Annotated in this window: 18 protein-coding genes and 1 rRNA gene; 9 read left to right on the forward strand and 10 right to left on the reverse strand. The window is 46.5% G+C overall.

The genetic code is table 11. The annotated features are described in order from the left end of the window. Positions 1 to 302: 302 nt before the first annotated feature. Positions 303 to 2,180 (reverse strand): DUF1565 domain-containing protein, encoded by a 1,878-nt coding sequence (locus QUA13_RS10465; RefSeq protein WP_333198253.1) that lies wholly within the window; start codon positions 2,178 to 2,180, stop codon positions 303 to 305. A 360-nt stretch (positions 2,181 to 2,540) separates the two neighbouring features. Here QUA13_RS10465 and QUA13_RS10470 point away from each other — a divergent pair, with 360 nt between their 5' ends. Further along, positions 2,541 to 3,623, forward strand: coding sequence for a thiamine phosphate synthase (locus QUA13_RS10470; protein WP_333198254.1), 1,083 nt, complete (start codon positions 2,541 to 2,543; stop codon positions 3,621 to 3,623). Between the two features lie 93 nt (positions 3,624 to 3,716). After that, entirely contained in the window at positions 3,717 to 3,929 is a 213-nt protein-coding gene (gene thiS / locus QUA13_RS10475; RefSeq protein WP_333184549.1) for a sulfur carrier protein ThiS, read from the forward strand. Positions 3,930 to 4,115: 186 nt separating this feature from the next. Here the strand turns inward: thiS and rpmA are convergent, their stop codons facing one another. Then, positions 4,116 to 4,415: a 50S ribosomal protein L27 gene (gene rpmA, locus QUA13_RS10480; protein ID WP_172190165.1), complete on the reverse strand. Its 300-nt coding sequence runs from the start codon at positions 4,413 to 4,415 to the stop codon at positions 4,116 to 4,118. A 27-nt stretch (positions 4,416 to 4,442) separates the two neighbouring features. Beyond that, positions 4,443 to 4,835, reverse strand: coding sequence for a 50S ribosomal protein L21 (rplU, locus tag QUA13_RS10485; protein ID WP_333031963.1), 393 nt, complete (start codon positions 4,833 to 4,835; stop codon positions 4,443 to 4,445). A gap of 297 nt (positions 4,836 to 5,132) precedes the next feature. On the opposite strand from rplU, the gene QUA13_RS10490 reads away from it, so the two are divergent. From QUA13_RS10490 to QUA13_RS10500, 3 genes are all read left to right on the forward strand, one after another. Next, positions 5,133 to 8,168, forward strand: coding sequence for a pentapeptide repeat-containing protein (locus tag QUA13_RS10490; RefSeq protein ID WP_333198255.1), 3,036 nt, complete (start codon positions 5,133 to 5,135; stop codon positions 8,166 to 8,168). A 74-nt stretch (positions 8,169 to 8,242) separates the two neighbouring features. Beyond that, positions 8,243 to 8,434, forward strand: coding sequence for a glutathione S-transferase C-terminal domain-containing protein (locus QUA13_RS10495; protein ID WP_333198256.1), 192 nt, complete (start codon positions 8,243 to 8,245; stop codon positions 8,432 to 8,434). A 49-nt stretch (positions 8,435 to 8,483) separates the two neighbouring features. Next, on the forward strand, positions 8,484 to 9,113 hold the full coding sequence (locus QUA13_RS10500) for a pyridoxamine 5'-phosphate oxidase family protein (protein WP_333198257.1): 630 nt from the start codon (positions 8,484 to 8,486) through the stop codon (positions 9,111 to 9,113). Between the two features lie 176 nt (positions 9,114 to 9,289). On the opposite strand, the gene QUA13_RS10505 is transcribed toward QUA13_RS10500, so the two are convergent. The 4 genes from QUA13_RS10505 to glpK form a co-directional block, all read right to left on the reverse strand. Beyond that, positions 9,290 to 9,505: a hypothetical protein gene (locus QUA13_RS10505; protein WP_015176895.1), complete on the reverse strand. Its 216-nt coding sequence runs from the start codon at positions 9,503 to 9,505 to the stop codon at positions 9,290 to 9,292. 324 nt (positions 9,506 to 9,829) lie between these two features. Beyond that, positions 9,830 to 10,330, reverse strand: a complete 501-nt coding sequence (locus tag QUA13_RS10510) for a DUF3122 domain-containing protein (protein WP_333198258.1) — start codon at positions 10,328 to 10,330, stop codon at positions 9,830 to 9,832. Between the two features lie 211 nt (positions 10,331 to 10,541). After that, the gene (locus QUA13_RS10515; RefSeq protein WP_333198259.1) at positions 10,542 to 10,913 is read right to left on the reverse strand and encodes a c-type cytochrome; all 372 of its coding nucleotides are present in this window, start codon (positions 10,911 to 10,913) and stop codon (positions 10,542 to 10,544) included. Between the two features lie 73 nt (positions 10,914 to 10,986). Next, the gene (glpK, locus tag QUA13_RS10520; RefSeq protein WP_333198260.1) at positions 10,987 to 12,474 is read right to left on the reverse strand and encodes a glycerol kinase GlpK; all 1,488 of its coding nucleotides are present in this window, start codon (positions 12,472 to 12,474) and stop codon (positions 10,987 to 10,989) included. A gap of 100 nt (positions 12,475 to 12,574) precedes the next feature. On the opposite strand from glpK, the gene QUA13_RS10525 reads away from it, so the two are divergent. Continuing rightward, positions 12,575 to 13,159, forward strand: a complete 585-nt coding sequence (locus QUA13_RS10525) for an endonuclease dU (protein ID WP_333198261.1) — start codon at positions 12,575 to 12,577, stop codon at positions 13,157 to 13,159. 133 nt (positions 13,160 to 13,292) lie between these two features. Here the strand turns inward: QUA13_RS10525 and QUA13_RS10530 are convergent, their stop codons facing one another. Further along, positions 13,293 to 14,495: a hypothetical protein gene (locus QUA13_RS10530; protein WP_333198262.1), complete on the reverse strand. Its 1,203-nt coding sequence runs from the start codon at positions 14,493 to 14,495 to the stop codon at positions 13,293 to 13,295. Positions 14,496 to 15,308: 813 nt separating this feature from the next. On the opposite strand from QUA13_RS10530, the gene apcA reads away from it, so the two are divergent. The 3 genes from apcA (at position 15,309) to QUA13_RS10545 (ending at position 16,911) form a co-directional block, all read left to right on the forward strand. Next, positions 15,309 to 15,794: an allophycocyanin subunit alpha gene (gene apcA / locus QUA13_RS10535; RefSeq protein ID WP_172190156.1), complete on the forward strand. Its 486-nt coding sequence runs from the start codon at positions 15,309 to 15,311 to the stop codon at positions 15,792 to 15,794. 176 nt (positions 15,795 to 15,970) lie between these two features. Then, positions 15,971 to 16,456, forward strand: coding sequence for an allophycocyanin subunit beta (gene apcB / locus QUA13_RS10540; protein WP_006634930.1), 486 nt, complete (start codon positions 15,971 to 15,973; stop codon positions 16,454 to 16,456). 251 nt (positions 16,457 to 16,707) lie between these two features. After that, on the forward strand, positions 16,708 to 16,911 hold the full coding sequence (locus QUA13_RS10545; protein WP_006634929.1) for a phycobilisome linker polypeptide: 204 nt from the start codon (positions 16,708 to 16,710) through the stop codon (positions 16,909 to 16,911). A gap of 616 nt (positions 16,912 to 17,527) precedes the next feature. Here the strand turns inward: QUA13_RS10545 and rrf are convergent. Continuing rightward, a 5S ribosomal RNA gene (gene rrf / locus QUA13_RS10550) occupies positions 17,528 to 17,644 on the reverse strand. 209 nt (positions 17,645 to 17,853) lie between these two features. Beyond that, positions 17,854 to 18,261 (reverse strand): hypothetical protein, encoded by a 408-nt coding sequence (locus QUA13_RS10555; RefSeq protein WP_333198263.1) that lies wholly within the window; start codon positions 18,259 to 18,261, stop codon positions 17,854 to 17,856. Positions 18,262 to 18,358: the final 97 nt, after the last annotated feature.

Below are 18,358 nucleotides of genomic sequence, written 5' to 3' on the forward strand. Positions count from 1 at the left end.
CACTTGAATCAACTTAATTTACAAATGTTTTAGGGTCTGGCATCCGATATGCTAGGCCCTAAAATTTTGTAATTTTGAAGTAGTCATATCAAATCCGTAACATCGGAATTAATATTACCCACAGCCTGGAAACGGCACTGCCGTTTCCCTACAATTAATCGCAGTAGGGAAACGGCACTGCCGTTTCCTCTATATAATTCCGGTGCAACCGGAAACGATATCAGTAGTTTTTGACTGTTAACAGTCAACAGTCAACAGTCAACAGTCAACTGTTAACTAATGACTAATGACTAATGACCATTTCATTTAATGTCCTCAATTCGAGCATTCAAACCGTTAGCGCTGAGCATTTGTAGCAATTCCTCAGCTTTTTCGCGTTCCCGAAAAGCACCGGCTTGCATCACCGATCGCCCGCTGGAAAAAGAGCGAAAAGCACCGGGAACGAGAGATTTCATTTTTTGTAGCTCGCCCGAACTGTTGGTATCCACCACAACTCGATACCGCAAACCCAAAGCAGACGGTCGATCGAATGACGGCGAATTGTCGGAATCGGGCAAAGAATTTCCCCCTAAAGCAGCAGGTACATAACCGCCCCTTCCTAGAGGAATGTTGCGGCCCGGAACCGGCAATCTACCTTCGGAAGAAACCGCAGTCGAACTATCAAAATTGGGAGGAATAATTGATTGCTGTACCGAAATTTCCGAAACCGATCGAGAATTAGGCTCGGGCACGGGAATTGCGATCGCCCCTGGGACTACCGCTGAAGCAGCGGCATTCCTCGGAGAAAGCTCTTGCCGCAACTCAGGGCTTCGCGGTGCGGGTCGATTTTGCACCGGTCGCCTGGAAACGGGCGCAGGTGGAGAAATTGGCGGTATTTCTACTCTGGGGCTTAGCCGCCCGGGAGTGTAAGCAGGGAGAGAAGTTTCTGGGCCGCCGATGCTGGGAGGTCGATCGGCCCTTAGCTCAAAAGCACTTCCCCCAATTGGCGCAGGAGGGCTAAAAGTTCCCGCCACATCAACCGATCCCGTCGTCCGGCTGCTCGACAATTGATTGCCGTAAGCTGGGATTACTTGACCTTTGGCCGCATTGTTGACATCGTACTGGCCGTTGTTGCGAATGACATTCCCCCCCGGTTCGGTCGCAGTTCCCAAATCCGGCAGAGCTCTGGCGATCGCCACAATTCCGTCCCGCCGGTTACTCTCGATATAATTGTTGCGCAGCACCGGTCTAGCATCAGCTTGCACTACTACGCCGTCCTTATTGCGAGTAATTTTGTTGCCGATCAGCAGAGGCGAAGCGTTCTGCGCTACATTCACCCCAAATCCAGTGTTTTCAAACACATTATCTCGAACTTCCGGCTGAGAACTGCCAAAAATCGTGATGCCGTTAGCTCCATTTTTCGAGAAAACATTCCCGCCAATCGTCGGCCTGGAAGTACCCACTACCGAAATTCCGTCGTGAGTGCTGCCAGAAAAAGTATTGTTGACAACCGTCGGAGAACTCGATTCGATCCACAAAGCGTAACCGCGAGAGTTGGTATTCGTCACCGTCACCCCGCTGAGTCCCGCCCCGTCTGCGGCCAAAATCGCGATATTTTGACCCGCCGAAGTCGGACTGATAAAGTATCCTCCGCCTTTGATGACAATATTCTGACCGCGAGTGTTGGGATTTCCCTGAACTGTCACGCTGGACCTGAGCATTAATGGAAATTTTTCGCCGGATTGAGCGCTGTAAGTACCGGGCGCTAGCAAAATCGCTGTCTTGGGCGGAGCCACGCTTAAGGCGTAGGTAAGGGTTTTAAACGGAGATCGATCGCTGCCGTTGCCCCCCGTGTCGCTGCCCCCGGTCGAGCTGACGTACAGTATGTTGATCTCGCTCTGCGGCGTCTGAGAAAGTAGCTGCACTCCCGGTATCCCGGCAGCGATAACTGACGGTTGATGGTTGCAAAGGGCGGTGCTGGCAAAAACGAGCAAAAGGCAAGAACTCAAACAAGGTTTTTGCGATCGATTTTCTTTGCACCAGGTCTGTTGTGAGTAAATCAGCATAAAAAAACGCAACTTATCTGTGAGTCGAGTTTCGCCTCCGGTGTTTCGTGTCGGGTTTTCGCGATCGAACTTTAAATACGCCCGCCTGTTTGGGTTGTTCTCCCTTAATCTTTTGTGTTGTTCTGCTAACCTCACGGCTCTCCTCCCAAGTGTGGTATGCAGCTTAACGATTTCACTCTCATCAAGTTTGATCTATTATGCTTCGTTTTTCTCAAATTCAATAAAACTTAAAAATTTGTCTAAATTAAATCGGTTGAGGTAAAAATTAGGCCGATCGCTTTGCTACGATCTTGACCAAGAATTTCTTGATGGTACCCGCCACGTGATTTATCCGTGGAATCAATCGAAAGCATCTCAAATCTAAAATCCTCAAGCCCCCGAATTTATCCGTGGGGTCTATCCAAAATCCAAAATCTAAAATCTAAAATCGAATGACGGCGTGGGAGAATATAGCGGTTTGACTGGTAGGATTAATTATAATTAGGGTGGTTCTGAATGACCGACAAACAAAACAGAACTTTACCGGCACAGCCAGCACTCTGCCGGATCTTAGATGCAAATTTAGATCGATCGCGCGAAGGGTTGAGAATTATTGAAGAATGGTGCAGGTTTGGTCTCAACAACGCCGATTTGGCTGGCGAGTGCAAGCAACTGCGTCAAGAATTGGCTGCTTGGCACGTCGCAGAACTTCGCAGTGCTAGGGATACGCCGGCCGATCCGGGTACGGAGTTAACTCACCCGCAGGAAGAGCAGCGTTCGAGCATCCAGCAGCTACTGGAGGCGAATTTCTGTAGGGTGGAAGAAGCTCTGCGGGTACTCGAAGAGTATGGCAAAATTTACGATCGGAATATGGGCGCGGCTTTTAAGCAGATGCGCTATCGGGTTTATACTCTCGAAAGCAATTTGCTGGCTTACCGGCGCTACCAGCAGTTACTTCGATCGCAGTTATACCTTGTAACTTCGCCGAGAGACAACTTAATGGGAGTTGTGGAAGCTGCTTTGCAAGGCGGACTGACTTTGGTGCAGTACCGCGACAAAAGCTCAGACGACGGCGCAAAGTTGGCCAATGCGCGCCAGCTTTGCGAACTTTGTCACCGCTACGATGCTTTGCTGATTGTGAACGATCGCGTGGATTTGGCGATCGCAGCGGATGCCGACGGCGTACACTTAGGCCAGGGAGATTGGCCTGTGGCGGAAGCGCGCAAGTTGCTCGGCCCGGGACGGATCATCGGTCGTTCTACTACGAATGGCGAGGAAATGCAGCGAGCTATTGAAGAGGGAGCAGATTATATTGGAGTTGGCCCTGTTTACCACACTCCTACTAAACCTGATAAACAGGCGGCGGGTTTGGATTATGTGCGGTATGCTGCTGATAAGTCGCGGATTCCGTGGTTTGCGATCGGCGGAATTGATATCAACAACCTCGATGAAATATTGAATGCCGGAGCTCAAAGGGTTGCCGCGGTACGCGCGATTATGGAAGCAGAACAGCCTACTTTAGTGACGCAGTTTTTCATCTCGCAGTTGATTCGGATGCAGAATCTGAAAGCTCAGAAAGCTTTGCACGGGAAAACCTAGTAACCGAGGACACGGCACTGCCGTGTCCTGACTGTGGGTAATATTAATACCGATGCCGCCGCCGGATTTGATATAACTAATAACTAATAACTAATGATAAATCAAATTGCGCTGCAAGTTAACGGAGAAACCCGCAATTGTGCGATCGACACACCGTTACCAGAATTACTAAAACAATTGGGATTAAACCCGCGCTTGGTGGCTGTGGAGTACAACGGCGAAATTCTGCACAAACAATTTTGGGAAGCTACACACATCAAAGAGGGCGACATCTTAGAAGTTGTCACAATTGTCGGGGGAGGCTAGGCAATTTTTAGGAGTAAAAACGAGAGTTTTTCCTGCTTCTCTGGTTCTTCGTAAGCACCCAGAGTCATTTCTCCAGGGAAACAAATTGCAAAAAGCTCTGCCTCCTGTAACTTTCTAATAACATAGAAAATCAGGAGGCAGAGCCTCAATTATATGCGTTCCCAGGCATAGCCTAGGAACGAAGAATTAAACTGCGACAGCTTCAGCCGCGGGTTCAGCCACAGGTGCTGCTACAACAGGATAAATGCTGACTTTCTTGCGAGTTTTGCCTTTTCTTTCAAAAGTCACCACACCGTCAATCATGGCAAACAGAGTATCATCTCTGCCGATACCAACATTATTACCAGGGTGAACTTTAGTGCCGCGTTGGCGGATCAAAATGTTGCCAGCTTTGACAACTTGACCGCCGTACTTTTTGACACCCAGACGCTGAGAATTAGAGTCGCGTCCGTTACGTGTACTGCCTGTACCTTTCTTGTGGGCCATAATATCCTCAACTGTATTTACTATGTTTTATTCTGAATCAGTTTCGGCGGTTTGGGGAGTTTCAACAACTGCTTCAGTTAAGTCTCTGGCTGCTAAGACTGTACCGTTGACGCTAATCGAGTCAATCATAAAGCGAGTTGTTTCTTGACGGTGCCCTTTTTTCTTCCGAGTTTTCTTTTTCGGCTTCATCTTGTAGACGAGGACTTTGCGGCCCCGGAAATGCCGCAGAACCGTTCCTTCTACACTGGCATTTTCTAGTAGAGGCTGGCCGATATGAACCTCGCCTTCGTGCTGGATCAGAAATACTTTGTCTATGGTGACTTTGGATTCAGCTTCAACGTGAAGCAGTTCGATGTCGTAGAAGCGGCCTGGTTCTACCCGAAATTGTTTGCCGCCGGTTTCAATGATTGCGTAAGTCATGGGGTGGTTGTTGAGATTGCCGTACAGGTAGCTGATGAGTCATTGGTCATTGGTCGTTGTGGACTTTTGACTGGTGACTGCTCTCCAGCTTTTGGAATGTCTTAACCTGATCCGAGCCGGATTTAGACAGACAATCTACTATTATTGCGGATTGTTGTAGTTTTGTCAAGGGAAAAGGCACTTGATCTTTTCTAATTGTTAGTTTGAGAACAGATTGGTGGCGACGAACTACGGAATGCTTACAGAGTTAAATGTAGATTTTCTCATATTCTCAATTCTGAAACAGGGCAGGTAAAAATGGCAAATCGCATCTGGAAATTCTTAAATACTGATATCAAAGAACTGTGTTCCGCCGAAGCAGCGGAGGGAATCGGAGAAGCTGGGAAAACAGCCGCCGAATTGGCAAAAATGTTCAAAGAACAAGGGCTGGACAATAGCAACTTGCTGCTAGAGGTTTTGAACTCTCCCTTAGCTCAAGTTGTGGGAACTGGATTGCCATTTGTCGGGATTGCGGCGAAAATGCTGGCGTTTTTTATCGAAAAAACTCAACAGCAGCCGACTTTAGCTGAGTGCATTTTCCTCGTCAGTCAGGCGGCTTATCTGGAAAGTTTTAAGGATTTTCTTGAAGAAGACGCAATTCTGTTAAATCGCATCGGGCAAACTCCGGTTTCCGATAAAGTCAAGCAGTTGCTTAAAAAATTGGCGGATTTGGAATTGAGCGATACAGCAGCTACAGAAACTGTTATTTGCTTCCGGGATTCGATATTAGCCGAGGAATTTAACCTAGTGCTGTCACAGCGGCTGCAACAAGCCGGACTAAATGCCGATGAAGCTCAAATTTTGACAAAGAGAGTTGCTGCTAATACTCACCGTTATTTAATCAAAGCTTGGGCTGTTTCCAGCGATGCCATGAAACATCTCGGACAGCCTTCTATCAGAGAATGGCGGGAGGAACAAGAGAAATATCAAAGCATTGACAAATACCTGCAAGAACAGATTGCCTCTCTACCCCTAGAACCTGTATTTGCAGAAAATTTCTCATTCAAAGATATCTACGTGCCTCTGAAGGCAAAGCCAATTGATAAAAAGGCAAATCGTGTTAAAAATACAGAACATTTCGATTTAGCAACTTGGGCAAAAAAATTGCTTGAGGATGGCAAAAAAGAAAATAAAGTAATGTTTGTCGAAGCTGGACCCGGACGCGGCAAGAGCGTTTTTTGTCGGATGTTTGCTGACTGGGTGCGGCAACATTTGCATCCAGTTTGGACTCCCGTGTTAATTCGACTGCGAGATATTCCCATATTGCAAAAGAGTTTTCGAGAAACACTCAAAGAAGCAGTTAATGCTGGTTTTGCTAGCGATGACGGCTGGTTGACAGATAGAAACACGCGATATTTGTTTTTCTTGGATGGCTTTGACGAGTTGCTGATGGAGGGGAGAAGCAGCGGCGGTTTAGAGCAATTTCTCAAGCAAGTAGGACAATTTCAGCGAGACTGCGATCAGAATTCGGAAATGGGACACCGGGTTTTGATTACTGGCAGAACTTTAGCTTTGCAAGGGATTGAAAGGCAAATGCCAGATAACTTGGATCGAGTCGAAATTCAGATAATGGATGACGGACTACAGCAACAGTGGTTGAGCAAGTGGGAAGCCCAACTAGGGGCCGAAAAAACCTCAGCTTTTCAGAATTTTTTGCAAGATAAATGCTGTCCACAGAATGTAAAATCAGAACTCTCGCGAGAGCCGCTCTTGCTTTATCTGTTAGCGGCAATGCACCGGGACAAAATCTTGAAAGTTGAGGATTTTCAAGGAACTAACAGCACTCAAGCAAAAATTTTGATTTACAACCAAGCTGTGAATTGGGTACTCACTGAACAGCGGTCTAAATTGCTCAATCGCAATTTGACCGAACTGGAGACAGAAGATTTGCGGCGCATCCTTACAGAAGCAGGATTGTGCGTGGTGCAGTCGGGAGGGGAATGCGCTCCTGTAGCGATGATTGAGAAACGATTGAGAGAAGACAACTCGGTTAAAGCCTTACTTGAAAAAGCACAAATACCGATTGGCGACAATCCTCTGAGAAATGCTTTGGCGGTTTTTTATCTTCAGCAAGGCAGTAAAGAAGGTTCTGTGGAGTTTGTACACAAGAGTTTTGGTGAATTTCTGTGTGCGGAACGATTGAAAGAAAGTCTGGAAGAGTGGACGGAACCGGGAAAGAAAGGTAGAGGATTTAATACTCAAGACTCTCAGATGGACTGGGAGATTTATGATTTGTTGGGTTATGGGCCGCTGACAGAAGAAATTGTGGAATATTTGATGGGGTTGTTAACAAGTCCGGCCGATCCAGGCGAGGAAAATCTGTTTCGCCCTGTGCAGTTATTCCAGCGTTTGGAAAATTTTTATCTGCGGTGGTGCGAGGGCGAATTTATCGATATGCTGCCGGAAAGTTTGCCTCAGAAGAAGATGCGCCTACTGCGAGATCAATTGAAAACCCAAGATTTGGGACAGCGACAAATAGATATTTATGCTGGTTTGAATGTGATGATTTTGCTGTTGGAGTTGCATTGTTACGGTCAGCAGAGAGATAAATTGAAAAACAAAATGGTGTTTTATCCTTGCGGGAAGCCTAATGATGAAGGCAAGCTTGACGATACCAATCGGTTATTGCGTCTCATCAGCTATAGCTATTGTGTTGGGGATTCTGGCTTTCTCCAAATTGTTGGGCTATTTCTCAGCGGCGCAAACCTCAGCGGCGCAAACCTAGGTGGCACTGAACTCTGTGGCGCAGACCTCTATGGCGCAAACCTTAGTGGTGCAAACCTCAACGGCGCAGAATTCAGCAACGCAGACCTCATTGACGCAAACCTTAGGGGCGCACACCTAAGTGGTACATATCTCACTGAGGCAGACCTCAGCGGCGCAGACCTCAGCAACGCAGACCTCAGCAACGCAGACCTCAGCAACGCAAACCTCAGTAGCGTAGACTTCAGAGGCGCAAACCTCAGCGGCGCAGACTTCACCGGTGCAGACCTCAGCGACGCAAATCTAAGTGGTGCAAACCTCCACGATGCAGACCTCCGCGACGCATACCTTAGCGACGCAAATCTAAGTAGCGCAGACCTCCGCGACGCAGACCTCCGCGGCGCAAATCTCAGTGGCACAAATCTCAGCGGCACAAACCTCAGCGGCACAAACCTCAGCGGTGCAAACCTCAACGATCGCATTTTTGGCGATGTCAAATGGGATGAAAACACAAACTGGGAGAATGTTCGAGGTTTGGATACAGCCGTTGATGTTCCAGAAGCGTTAAGGCGACAGCTAGGAATGCAGTAGAAACGTTTTTCCCGGCTTGGCGTATCATTTTTATGAACAGGCTTTTCGGCCTGTTCCACAAAGAGTGAATTTTATTGTGGGGTGGGCGCCAGAGTCCGCGCACTTGGCTAGAGTTTGAGCATCCCACGATCGCAGATGCGGCCATCTATCCCTATATCGCTTTAGCGAGAGATGGCAAGATTGAACTCGATGCTTATCCCAATGTTTTGAATTGGATCGATCGGGTGAAGCAACTCTCTGGTTATATTCCCATGTTGGGAATCTAGGCATTTTGAAGATCGCCGAGTTAAATAAGTAGACAAGGAGTTAGATTTTATGCCTCGTCAATTTGGTAAGATCGCTTTTACTCCCGCAGTGAAAGCCATGCAAGAAAAAATGGGTTCCCGCGAGAACTATGAACGCTTTGTGGCTAAAGGTGCAGATAATAATTCCATCAATCCCGATCTAGAGCAATTTATTTCCAGTATGGAAGGATTTTATCTAGGCACTGTGAGTTCTAATGGCTATCCCTACATCCAGTTTCGCGGCGGGAAAGCAGGATTTTTAAAGATTCTCGATCGGAGAACTTTGGGATTTGCGGATTTTCGTGGCAATGTGCAATATATCTCTGTGGGAAATCTTGCTGAAAATGATAAAGCATTTTTGTTCCTAATGGATTACCGTCATCGCCGGCGCCTCAAGATTCTCGGTCGCGCCCGCGTTGTGGAAGACGATCCAGTAATACTTGCCCGAGTTCGGGATACAGACTATGATGCAACTGTCGAAAGAGCGATCGTATTTGAAATTGATGGCTGGGATTGGAACTGTCCGCAGCATATTCCGATTCGCTATTCTGAAACGGAAGTAGAAGCAATGCAGACCAGAATTAGAGAGTTGGAGAAACTTTTAGCAGCTAAAAACCCTAATAACGTAAATACTCCCGATCCACCGGCGCCCATCAATTAACAAGCAAGAACAGCATTGAATAAGTAGCCGATACTGATGCTATCCCAAAGTACGATCGACCCTGTGGTTTACCGTGTGGTTTGTAGCGAGCACGAAGAGTCCTCATCAATAAGGAGTAAAGTCCTGACTGCCAACGATCGCCCTTAATTATCTTCAAAAGGGCGATCGAACTGGGCTCAAGCCGTCGCAGAACATTTGCGCGATCGTAACAATTCCAAAGCTTGCTGTTTCACGCGACCTTCCATCACCTCTTTTTGCAAATTAATAAAAGCCTCAAAATCTTCTAAACCGTACTTAGTCATCTGCAACTGCTGTCGCAACTGTTCTTCGGCCTCAACCGTTAAGTAACCTGTTGCCAAAGCTTTGCGGACAATTTTACTGATTAAAGTCATAGTAGCTTCACCCTGAATACACCTACGTTAAAACACTGAAGTTTTGTCAAACGACTAACTCAGCTTTTAGTTTGTTTCATAATTACCCTTCAAATAGGTTAAATCTACCTTAAGGTCTATGTAAATAAAGTTATTTTTGATACATTGATGAAACTGTAGCGATTTTAAATGTAGAGTGCGATTAAATTGGTATCTTGAGTTTATGTGAGACCACATTATCCTTAAAATACTTTACATCTACCTTAAGGCATATTTAAACATAGCGATTTGTGACATTGGCAATTGTAGAGATTTAAAATGTAGAGTGCGCTTAAATTGGTGTATTTAGTTTCTATCTAACAACAGCCGCCATTCTCTCACAGCAAAAGGAGGAACCAGCAATTCTGTTTCTTTTTGATTTTTCACGGGCAAATTCAACCGCAAAGGTCGATTACTTTCCAATTGTGTAACTATTGATTTAAAATCGTATTCTCCGACATTAATTGGCAAATCAGACTCGCTCCAAATATCATTTGCCTTGCCAATTTCGCGATTTCCCGCCGCAACTTTCAGCGGAACAGGGTGCTGCATTTCTATTCCCGGAAATCCTACTAATCTCAGATTTAAAGACTTTACTACTCCCGACTTTACTCGCTTGTACAAAACAACTTGCCACGCTTTGTCATCAGTATCGCGCAGGCTTTGTACGGATCGGAACATTACTGTCTCAGCAGTTTCTGGATATTTGTGAATTGAGGCGAAAGCGGGCGGGCTGACAGCTAAGATTAGATACAAGCACAAGCTAATGACAGTTAAAGTTCTACGCCAACAATAATGTTTTTTCAACTTGCAATACCTCCGATAAGTTACACTTTTTAGCAAAAAAACAGGTTTCTCTTGAGATTATTAAGGAATGAACAATAGAAACAGGCAGGTTTTGTATAAAGGTTATTCGTCGATGACCGAGTTACGCGCTCAACCTGCCCCTACATTATACCTAGTCTTGGTTTCGTGAAGTTAAGCGCTAAACCTGGTCTTACAATGTACATAGTCTGGTTTATTTCCAATCGGTTTCAGCTTGGGATAGCACGTAAGCTGAAACATCGATAATTTGTTGTTCCGACAAACGATCTTTGTAAGCGGGCATAATACCTTTGCCGTTGGTTACTAAGTTGGAAATGTTGGCGATGGAATCCATGCCGTATTTTTTTAATGCTTTTTGTTTCAAGTTTTTGCCGCGCCTGATAATGTTACTACCGTTGATGTGACAACCTGCACAGTTGGCGCTGAAAACTTCGGCTGCGGTTGCGGGATTTGTAGCTGTATCTGCGAGGGCAATTTGGGAATTAGTGGCGATTTCCACAAAGGCCAGTATCAGTATCAATACAAAAGCGCTGAGAAATTTTTTAAATTTATTTAGCGAAATCATCTATTTGCAATCTGAAAAATAGTGCTGGATTTAATGATATCACTAAATACGCATTTTGGGTTAACTCAGCGATTCATTCTTCCCAATCGAATGTGCGGGAAACTGCTTTCTTCCAAAAGCGATATTTTTGCTCGCGAAGTGCGATCGGCATTTTCGGTTCCCAAGTAAAATCCACCGCCCAATTGTCCCGCAATTCGGCTAGCTGGCTCCAAAAACCTACCGCCAAACCCGCCGCATAAGCCGCGCCGAGTGCAGTAGTTTCTGCTACCACAGGCCGCACCACAGGCACTCCCAAAACATCGCTCTGAAACTGCATCAGCGTGTGATTTCCCACCATACCTCCGTCTACTTTTAAAGACAAAAGCTGCACAGCAGAATCCTGATTCATAGCGTCCAATATTTCTCGCGTTTGCCACGCTGTCGCTTCCAATACTGCGCGGGCAATGTGTGCCTTAGTCGCGTAGCGAGTTAAACCTGCAATTACTCCCCGGGCGCTGTCTTTCCAATAGGGCGCGTAGAGTCCAGAAAAAGCCGGGACAACGTAAACTCCGCCGCTATCTTTGACTGTATTTGCTAATGTTTCTACTTCCGCAGATGTGTTGATGATGCCCAAATTGTCCCGCAGCCACTGCACTAAAGCTCCGGCGATCGCAATACTGCCTTCCAAAGCATACACAGCGGGCGATTCTCCTATCTTGTAGGCGACTGTTGTCAGCAACCCGTTTTTTGAAGGGACGATCGCCTCACCAGTATTCAGCAGCATAAAACAGCCCGTACCGTAAGTATTTTTCGCCTCCCCGGGACTGAAACAAGTTTGCCCGACGAGGGCGGCTTGCTGATCGCCCAAAGCAGCAGCAATCGGAACACCTGCAAGCAATCCTTTTGCAGTTCCAAAAACTTGACTCGAAGGGCGAATTTCTGGCAGCATCTGGCGGGGAATTGCCATTATTTCCAAAGTTTCGGCATCCCAATCGAGGGTTTGCAAATCCATCAGCATCGTGCGGCTGGCGTTGGTAACATCGGTAATGTGCGCGCCGCCAGTCAGGTGCCAAATCAGAAAAGTATCGACATTGCCAAAAATCGCATCCCCTCGATCTGCAGCTTCCCGCAATCCTGAAATATTGTCCAGCATCCACTTAATTTTCGGCCCGCTGAAATAAGTTGCCAGCGGCAAACCGCATCGTTTTTGAAATCGATCTTTGCCCTCAACTTCAGCTAAGTTTTCGCAAATTTTGTGAGTGCGGGTATCTTGCCAAACAATCGCATTGCCGTAATGATTACCAGTATTTTTGTTCCAAACAATTGCAGTTTCTCGCTGGTTGGCTATACCGAGTGCAGCAATATCTTTCGGGTCGATATTGCCGATTTCGAGGGCATTTTTAATCACGCTTTGGGTACCCTGCCAAATTTCCTCGGGATTGTGTTCAACCCATCCTGGTTGCGGATAGATTTGCTGGTGTTCTTGTTGGTTGCTGCAAATTATCTGTCCCCGGCGATCGAATATGATAAACCGGGTGCTGGTGGTTCCTTGATCGATCGCTGCTACGTATTTTTTTGCCAATTGTCTAAAATATGTTTAGTAATGAAGTCTTTAACGTATATGATACTATATCGAGAAGTCAAATTAATGTCAAAAACTTTAGCTTAGGAAACTCCACAAGTTGAAACTGGCAGATTTGCTGAGGCTCGATCGCACAATTAAGGTTATTGGCTTTGACGACGCTCCGTTTTCTCGGACAAGCGGCAGTTTGGTGTCGATCGCGGGCGTAGTCTGCGGGGGAACTCGATTTGAAGGAATGGTGTGGGGACAAGTCCTCCCAGACGGATTAGATGCCACGGATGCTATTTCTGGGCTACTCCTCGGAGGCAAATTTCTGCCGCAATTGCATCTCGTTTTGCTAGACGGAATTGCTTTCGGCGGCTTTAATATTATTGACCTTCCCGAGTTAGCATCGCGGCTGCAAATTCCGTGCGTTGCTGTCATGCGCCGCCCACCAGATTTAGCTGCTGTTGAAAAAGCCCTCCGCCATTTACCAAATTTGGAATACCGTTTAGAATTGTTGCGCCGCGCAGGTAAAATTTACGCTTTTGAACCTTTCTTTTTTCAAGTTTGCGGCGAAAAACCAGAAGTAATTGCGCTGGTGCTTCAGCGTTTGACAGACACTGGGAAAGTTCCTGAAGCTTTGCGTTTAGCTCATTTGATTGGTGCGGCGGTCATTACTGGAGTTAGCGGCAGTTCTGCTTGAATAAGAGCGAATAGAACGGGCAAGATGCCCGTCCCACAAAGAGTAATTTTTTTTGTGAGGTTGGCATCCTGCCCGCCCATGAAAAGCTTATTGTAAATGATGTTATTTGATGAGTTTTTACCTACCTACTTACTTACACAATTTCGCCGTCTAATTCACCGAATTCGATTTGAGTTCCCAACGCCAAAGTTAAGGTACTTTCAGGTTCTACCATTTTTAGATCGCCTTGAATGTCTGTAGCCCACCAAGCGCGATCGGACAAATTTGTCAATCCTAACGAAAGCTCGTTTCTCGATCGAGAAGTGACTATAGCTACAAGACCGTTAGATGCTGCGGCTGTTAAACTCGGTATGTCAGAGGTCAATAGTTGAGTTCCCGCACTTAGAGGAATCACTCGACTGGCTAATTTCAGGGAAAATTGGCTGCTGGTAAAAGAATTTACTGCCGGCTGAGCTGATATAAAGGTAGGCGGAAGATTTGTCGGTGTTGGGGCTGGCAAGTCAGAGTTTCCTACTGTAATTGTACAGTTGCCGATTTTCTTTTGGTCGCCCGATCGCAAATAACTCACCGCTCCGCTATCCACATTCTCGCAAACAATTTGACCTGCTTCCAATTGAAACCGCATGGCCAAGGGCGAAACATTAGGAATGCAGATAATAGACAAATTTTCATCACTGCCAAAAGTGATAGGTTCCGAACCCAGAGTGAGAGTGCGATTTGCTCCGGTATCGTAACTAATTACCAGCCAAGCTTTGTTGAACAAAGTTTCGGCTACAACCAACATAATGCCAATCCAAAAACCGATCGCAGCACAGCCAGCTAAACGGCCCGCAGTACCGGATAAATTGTAAGCAAACAGAATAAACAAACAGCCGCCAAAAACTCCTCCAACACCGCCGCCTCCCGTGCCGCGAAGCGCTCCCAAATTAGGAATCCGCTGTGCAAGTCCAAGTCCTAACAAACTGCCAGCTATTCCCCAGCAAATTACTCGCAATAATTCGTTGTTGCCATCCCCAATCCCGCTGTAAATGCCTTCGGCGATCGCCCCAGAAATGGCTCCTGCTATTAAACCAAACAATCCGCCATTTTTTAAAGCCTGTTTAATTTGAGGCTTGCCTTTGATATAGTAATAATAGCCGAACATGATAGCAGCAGCAATGCCACCGCCTACCAGCCCAAACCATCGAGCTGTGGACAATACACTGTCAAAAACAGATTCCGAACCAGTGAGCCCCTGCATGAAAGGTTCGGTGATTAGATTGCCGGCGAAACCGCCGACAGCACCGCTAATGCCAAACTGTAAAGCTTTTTTAAGGGCTGATAGATTTCTTTTCACGGCGCACCAGATTTAAAGTGAGAGTCAAATCTAGCTACAAGCTCGAAAGTCACGATTTCCGATGCTCTGATATCTTGCACCACGATCGAGAACAGGCTTTCCGGCCTGTGAAGCGAAGAGTGAGTTTTCTTGTGGGGTGGGCCCAAGAGCCCGCCCGTCCAAGACTCATTGAGAATTGTGCAAGATGTGAGACGAGCGCACCTCTCTCCCCTGTCTTGGGCCTGTCTCCCTTCCCTCTCAGGGAAAAGTCTTTGAGCGTTGCGCCGTCGCCCGCCACAAATCCCCTTTAATAATCTATCGCCTGTAACCCTTGCTGCGAGAGAATTATAGCAAATTTTTAATCTGTGAAATTTTAACGCTGAACACCCTAGTGAGGGCCCAAATATGAAAAGGAATGTTACAAACTATTACAGTAACACTCAGAATGTGAACATAATGCCTCAAAATACTTGCGAGAGGTAGTTGTGTCAGAGAAGCAATATCCTTACTAACTGCCCGACAGTCACTCGATCGCCACTTAGTGGCCTGCTGCAATCTCGATCAAAAATTAAAGATCGCATCAGTCATTTGTGGTATTCTAAGCGACAGGCTTAGTGCGGGCACTCACAAGCGCACCGGCGTGAAGAACCAGCGCCGTCAAACATCGAAGGTCGCCTCCCGCCCACAACTTTAACAGTTGCTGGCTGTGGAAAGTCCGAGCTTCCCTGTCAAAGCTCTTGCCTGAGCATGAAAGGTACGGGATGCAAGCGCCCGCCGTCGCTCGCTCAGCGCGGAGCAGTTCGTATAGCAAAATATCCAGCGGGTACACACAAGATGAGTATCGTCACCAAATCAATCGTCAACGCAGACGCCGAAGCTCGCTACTTGAGCCCAGGTGAATTAGATCGGATCAAGAGCTTCGTCACCTCTGGTGAACGCCGCGTCCGCATCGCCCAAATTTTGAGCGAATCCCGCGAACGCATCGTCAAGCAAGCAGGCGACCAACTTTTCCAAAAGCGCCCTGATGTTGTTTCTCCCGGCGGCAACGCTTACGGCGAAGAAATGACCGCAACTTGCTTGCGCGACTTGGATTACTACCTGCGTTTGATCACCTACGGAATCGTAGCTGGCGACATTACTCCGATCGAAGAAATCGGTATTGTCGGCGTCCGCGAAATGTACAAATCTCTCGGCACCCCGATTGAAGGCGTCGCCGAAGGCGTTCGCGCTATGAAAAATGCAGCGAGTTCGCTGCTGTCTGGAGAAGACGCTTCCGAAGCTTCCTCTTATTTCGACTACGTTATCGGTGCGATGCAGTAAGGAATTTCGATTTTAGATTGTCGATTTTAGATTGAAGAATTGGGCGTTACTGGTAACAAGCTAAAAGCTTTTGCAAATAACCAGCCTCTTAAAAATCTCAAATCCCAAATCCCAAATCCCAAATTCTAGCTCCAAAATTGGACTGACTCAGCCACTTTCAAGGAAACAAGACAACCATGCAAGACGCAATTACCGCCGTTATCAATTCCTCTGACGTTCAAGGTAAGTACCTCGACATCAGCGCTCTAGACAAGCTCAAGAACTACTTTGCTTCTGGTGAACTGCGCGTCCGCGCCGCTACCGCCATCAGCGCCAATGCAGCCACAATCGTCAAAGAAGCAGTTGCTAAGTCTCTGTTGTACTCTGACGTAACTCGTCCAGGTGGCAATATGTACACCACTCGTCGTTATGCAGCTTGCATCCGCGACTTGGACTACTACCTCCGCTACGCCACCTACGCCATGCTAGCTGGCGACCCTTCGATCCTCGACGAGCGCGTGCTCAACGGTTTGAAAGAAACCTACAACTCCTTGGGCGTGCCCATCGGTTCTACCGTACAAGCAATCCAAGCAATGAAAGAAGTCACCGCTGGTTTGGTCGGTTCTGACGCTGGTAAAGAAATGGGCGTCTATTTCGACTACATCTGCTCTGGCTTGAGCTAAGACTCAGGAAGAAGGAAGAAGGAAGAAGGAAGAAGAAATAACATTTATTTCTTGCCTCTTTTAACTTTAGACTTGTTACCTTTGGCTTTGAAAAGAGGTCAGGGAAGTTGAGAGTGATTGCTAGACCGTCAAAGGCTTGTCGAGAAAGCCCGACGAGTTTTAACGAGCTAGTTTTGACTCGTAACTCCCTGCCTTCAATCTTTAAAAAATCCATCTAATAATCTGTAAACCTACTCAGGAGTTCGTTTCCCATGAGAATGTTTAAGGTGACTGCTTGCGTCCCAAGTCAAACCCGCATCCGCACTCAGCGCGAATTGCAAAATACCTATTTTACTAAGCTGGTTCCTTACGACAACTGGTTCCGGGAACAGCAAAGAATTATGAAAATGGGCGGCAGAATTATTAAAGTGCAACTGGCTACCGGTAAGCCCGGAGCTAATACAGGTCTACTTTAAGATCCGAAGCTGGATTAGTAGAGGGGTAAGAGGTCGATGGCGGCCTCTTTTTTTGTAACTGCTCACCGGAACAGAGTTGCGGTATTGCAAAGGACGGCGTTTGGCAAGTATTCACGCTCAATCTGATGGCTCTCTTTCAGATGAGTTAACTTACTCTCCTAGCAATAAATTAAAGAACCCATTTCGGTTAATTGCCCAGGATAAATATTAACAGCATCCTTGGTGGGATCATTCTCAGAATTGGAAAAGTACGCTCAATAACTTAAGGTTGATAATTGGGCCCTATATTTTTTATTGTTTAATCAAACCTTGGCTAGAGGTGTTTGAGATTCCTGGATTGTGACGAGGATTGTGCCAATTAATCTACGATCTGAAAGATTTTCGTACTCTTTTTCGTGATGGATTAGTTACGGATTTGGTTGTTGCTTAACTTTATACTACCCCCTAAGTGACAAAAGAGGGATTAGACATCTCCAACCATTCTTGTGGGGAGTAGGGGTTAGGCATCCTGCCGGCCCGAGACGAACTGTTCTGGAAATGTCGAATAACTAATAATTCACCAAAAAACTAAAGCCCTTTTCCGTTGTTGCGGGAAAAGAGCTTTAGTTTATTATTAACCTGGCACTGAGCTATTTTACCGGGCAGTGACCCGCCGAGTATCTTCGCCATAGCAACGTTTAACAACCGAGTTCGGGATGGATCGGAGTGGTTCCATTACATCATAAGCACCAGGAAAGCTTTGAAAACTTTTAATCCTGTGTCTGCGTTCAGCTTAATGTTAAGCTTGATGCACTGCATCTCTTTCGCTCGACTTAATTACCTTATCAAGTTTTCCCCACTCTGTCAACCCCTTTGCCAAAAGTTTTTTAAAGGTAGCCCGAAACCACTGCAATTATCGGGGTTTTAGGCCGAGTTTGCGAGTGTGGCCGATCGACCTTTAACTTACAAGTCCAAAAAAGCCGCCTCGGTTCCCTGTTCTCTGCGAATCTTCCCGTCCTTCACAAACCACGCCACGACCTGCTTAACTGTTAATTGTTCGATCGGGATCTCGGCTTCTGTCGCAATTTGCCTCAAAGGCCGCAAAGACGCCACCACCAAATTTGTAAAAAAGTTTTCAAAACTAGCATCAAGTTCGATCGACCCTTTAATACTTTCATCATTCTTAATCCAATCCATCACCTGCCCATTAGTCACCTCAGCCACCGGCAAACCAGTCTCCCCAGAAATTTGCTTCAGCACCCTCAAAGCATAAATTGCCACCCGCGCCGAAAACTTTTCCTTCGACGACAGCAGCGCCATATCAACTTCCGCACACTCTTCCGGCTTTAAAAAATCTGCTAGCGGTTCCATAGTTATTAGTTACTTGTTATTTGTTATTTGTTATTGGTAATCGGTAAAAACATCTATCCGTGTATCCGTGTCAAAAGCCGTATCGTGCTGTTGGTAA

Source organism: Microcoleus sp. S28C3 (assembly GCF_036700785.1).
In the GTDB taxonomy this organism is placed as follows: Bacteria; Cyanobacteriota; Cyanobacteriia; order Cyanobacteriales; family Microcoleaceae; genus Microcoleus; species Microcoleus asticus.

Coding starts and splice junctions, on each gene's coding strand:
- QUA13_RS10470 (WP_333198254.1), top strand. CDS start 2,541: ATGACCGACAAACAAAACAGAACTTTACCGGCACAGCCAGCACTCTGC.
- thiS (WP_333184549.1), top strand. CDS start 3,717: ATGATAAATCAAATTGCGCTGCAAGTTAACGGAGAAACCCGCAATTGT.
- rpmA (WP_172190165.1), bottom strand. CDS start 4,415: ATGGCCCACAAGAAAGGTACAGGCAGTACACGTAACGGACGCGACTCT.
- rplU (WP_333031963.1), bottom strand. CDS start 4,835: ATGACTTACGCAATCATTGAAACCGGCGGCAAACAATTTCGGGTAGAA.
- QUA13_RS10490 (WP_333198255.1), top strand. CDS start 5,133: ATGGCAAATCGCATCTGGAAATTCTTAAATACTGATATCAAAGAACTG.
- QUA13_RS10500 (WP_333198257.1), top strand. CDS start 8,484: ATGCCTCGTCAATTTGGTAAGATCGCTTTTACTCCCGCAGTGAAAGCC.
- QUA13_RS10505 (WP_015176895.1), bottom strand. CDS start 9,505: ATGACTTTAATCAGTAAAATTGTCCGCAAAGCTTTGGCAACAGGTTAC.
- QUA13_RS10515 (WP_333198259.1), bottom strand. CDS start 10,913: ATGATTTCGCTAAATAAATTTAAAAAATTTCTCAGCGCTTTTGTATTG.
- apcA (WP_172190156.1), top strand. CDS start 15,309: ATGAGTATCGTCACCAAATCAATCGTCAACGCAGACGCCGAAGCTCGC.
- apcB (WP_006634930.1), top strand. CDS start 15,971: ATGCAAGACGCAATTACCGCCGTTATCAATTCCTCTGACGTTCAAGGT.
- QUA13_RS10545 (WP_006634929.1), top strand. CDS start 16,708: ATGAGAATGTTTAAGGTGACTGCTTGCGTCCCAAGTCAAACCCGCATC.
- QUA13_RS10555 (WP_333198263.1), bottom strand. CDS start 18,261: ATGGAACCGCTAGCAGATTTTTTAAAGCCGGAAGAGTGTGCGGAAGTT.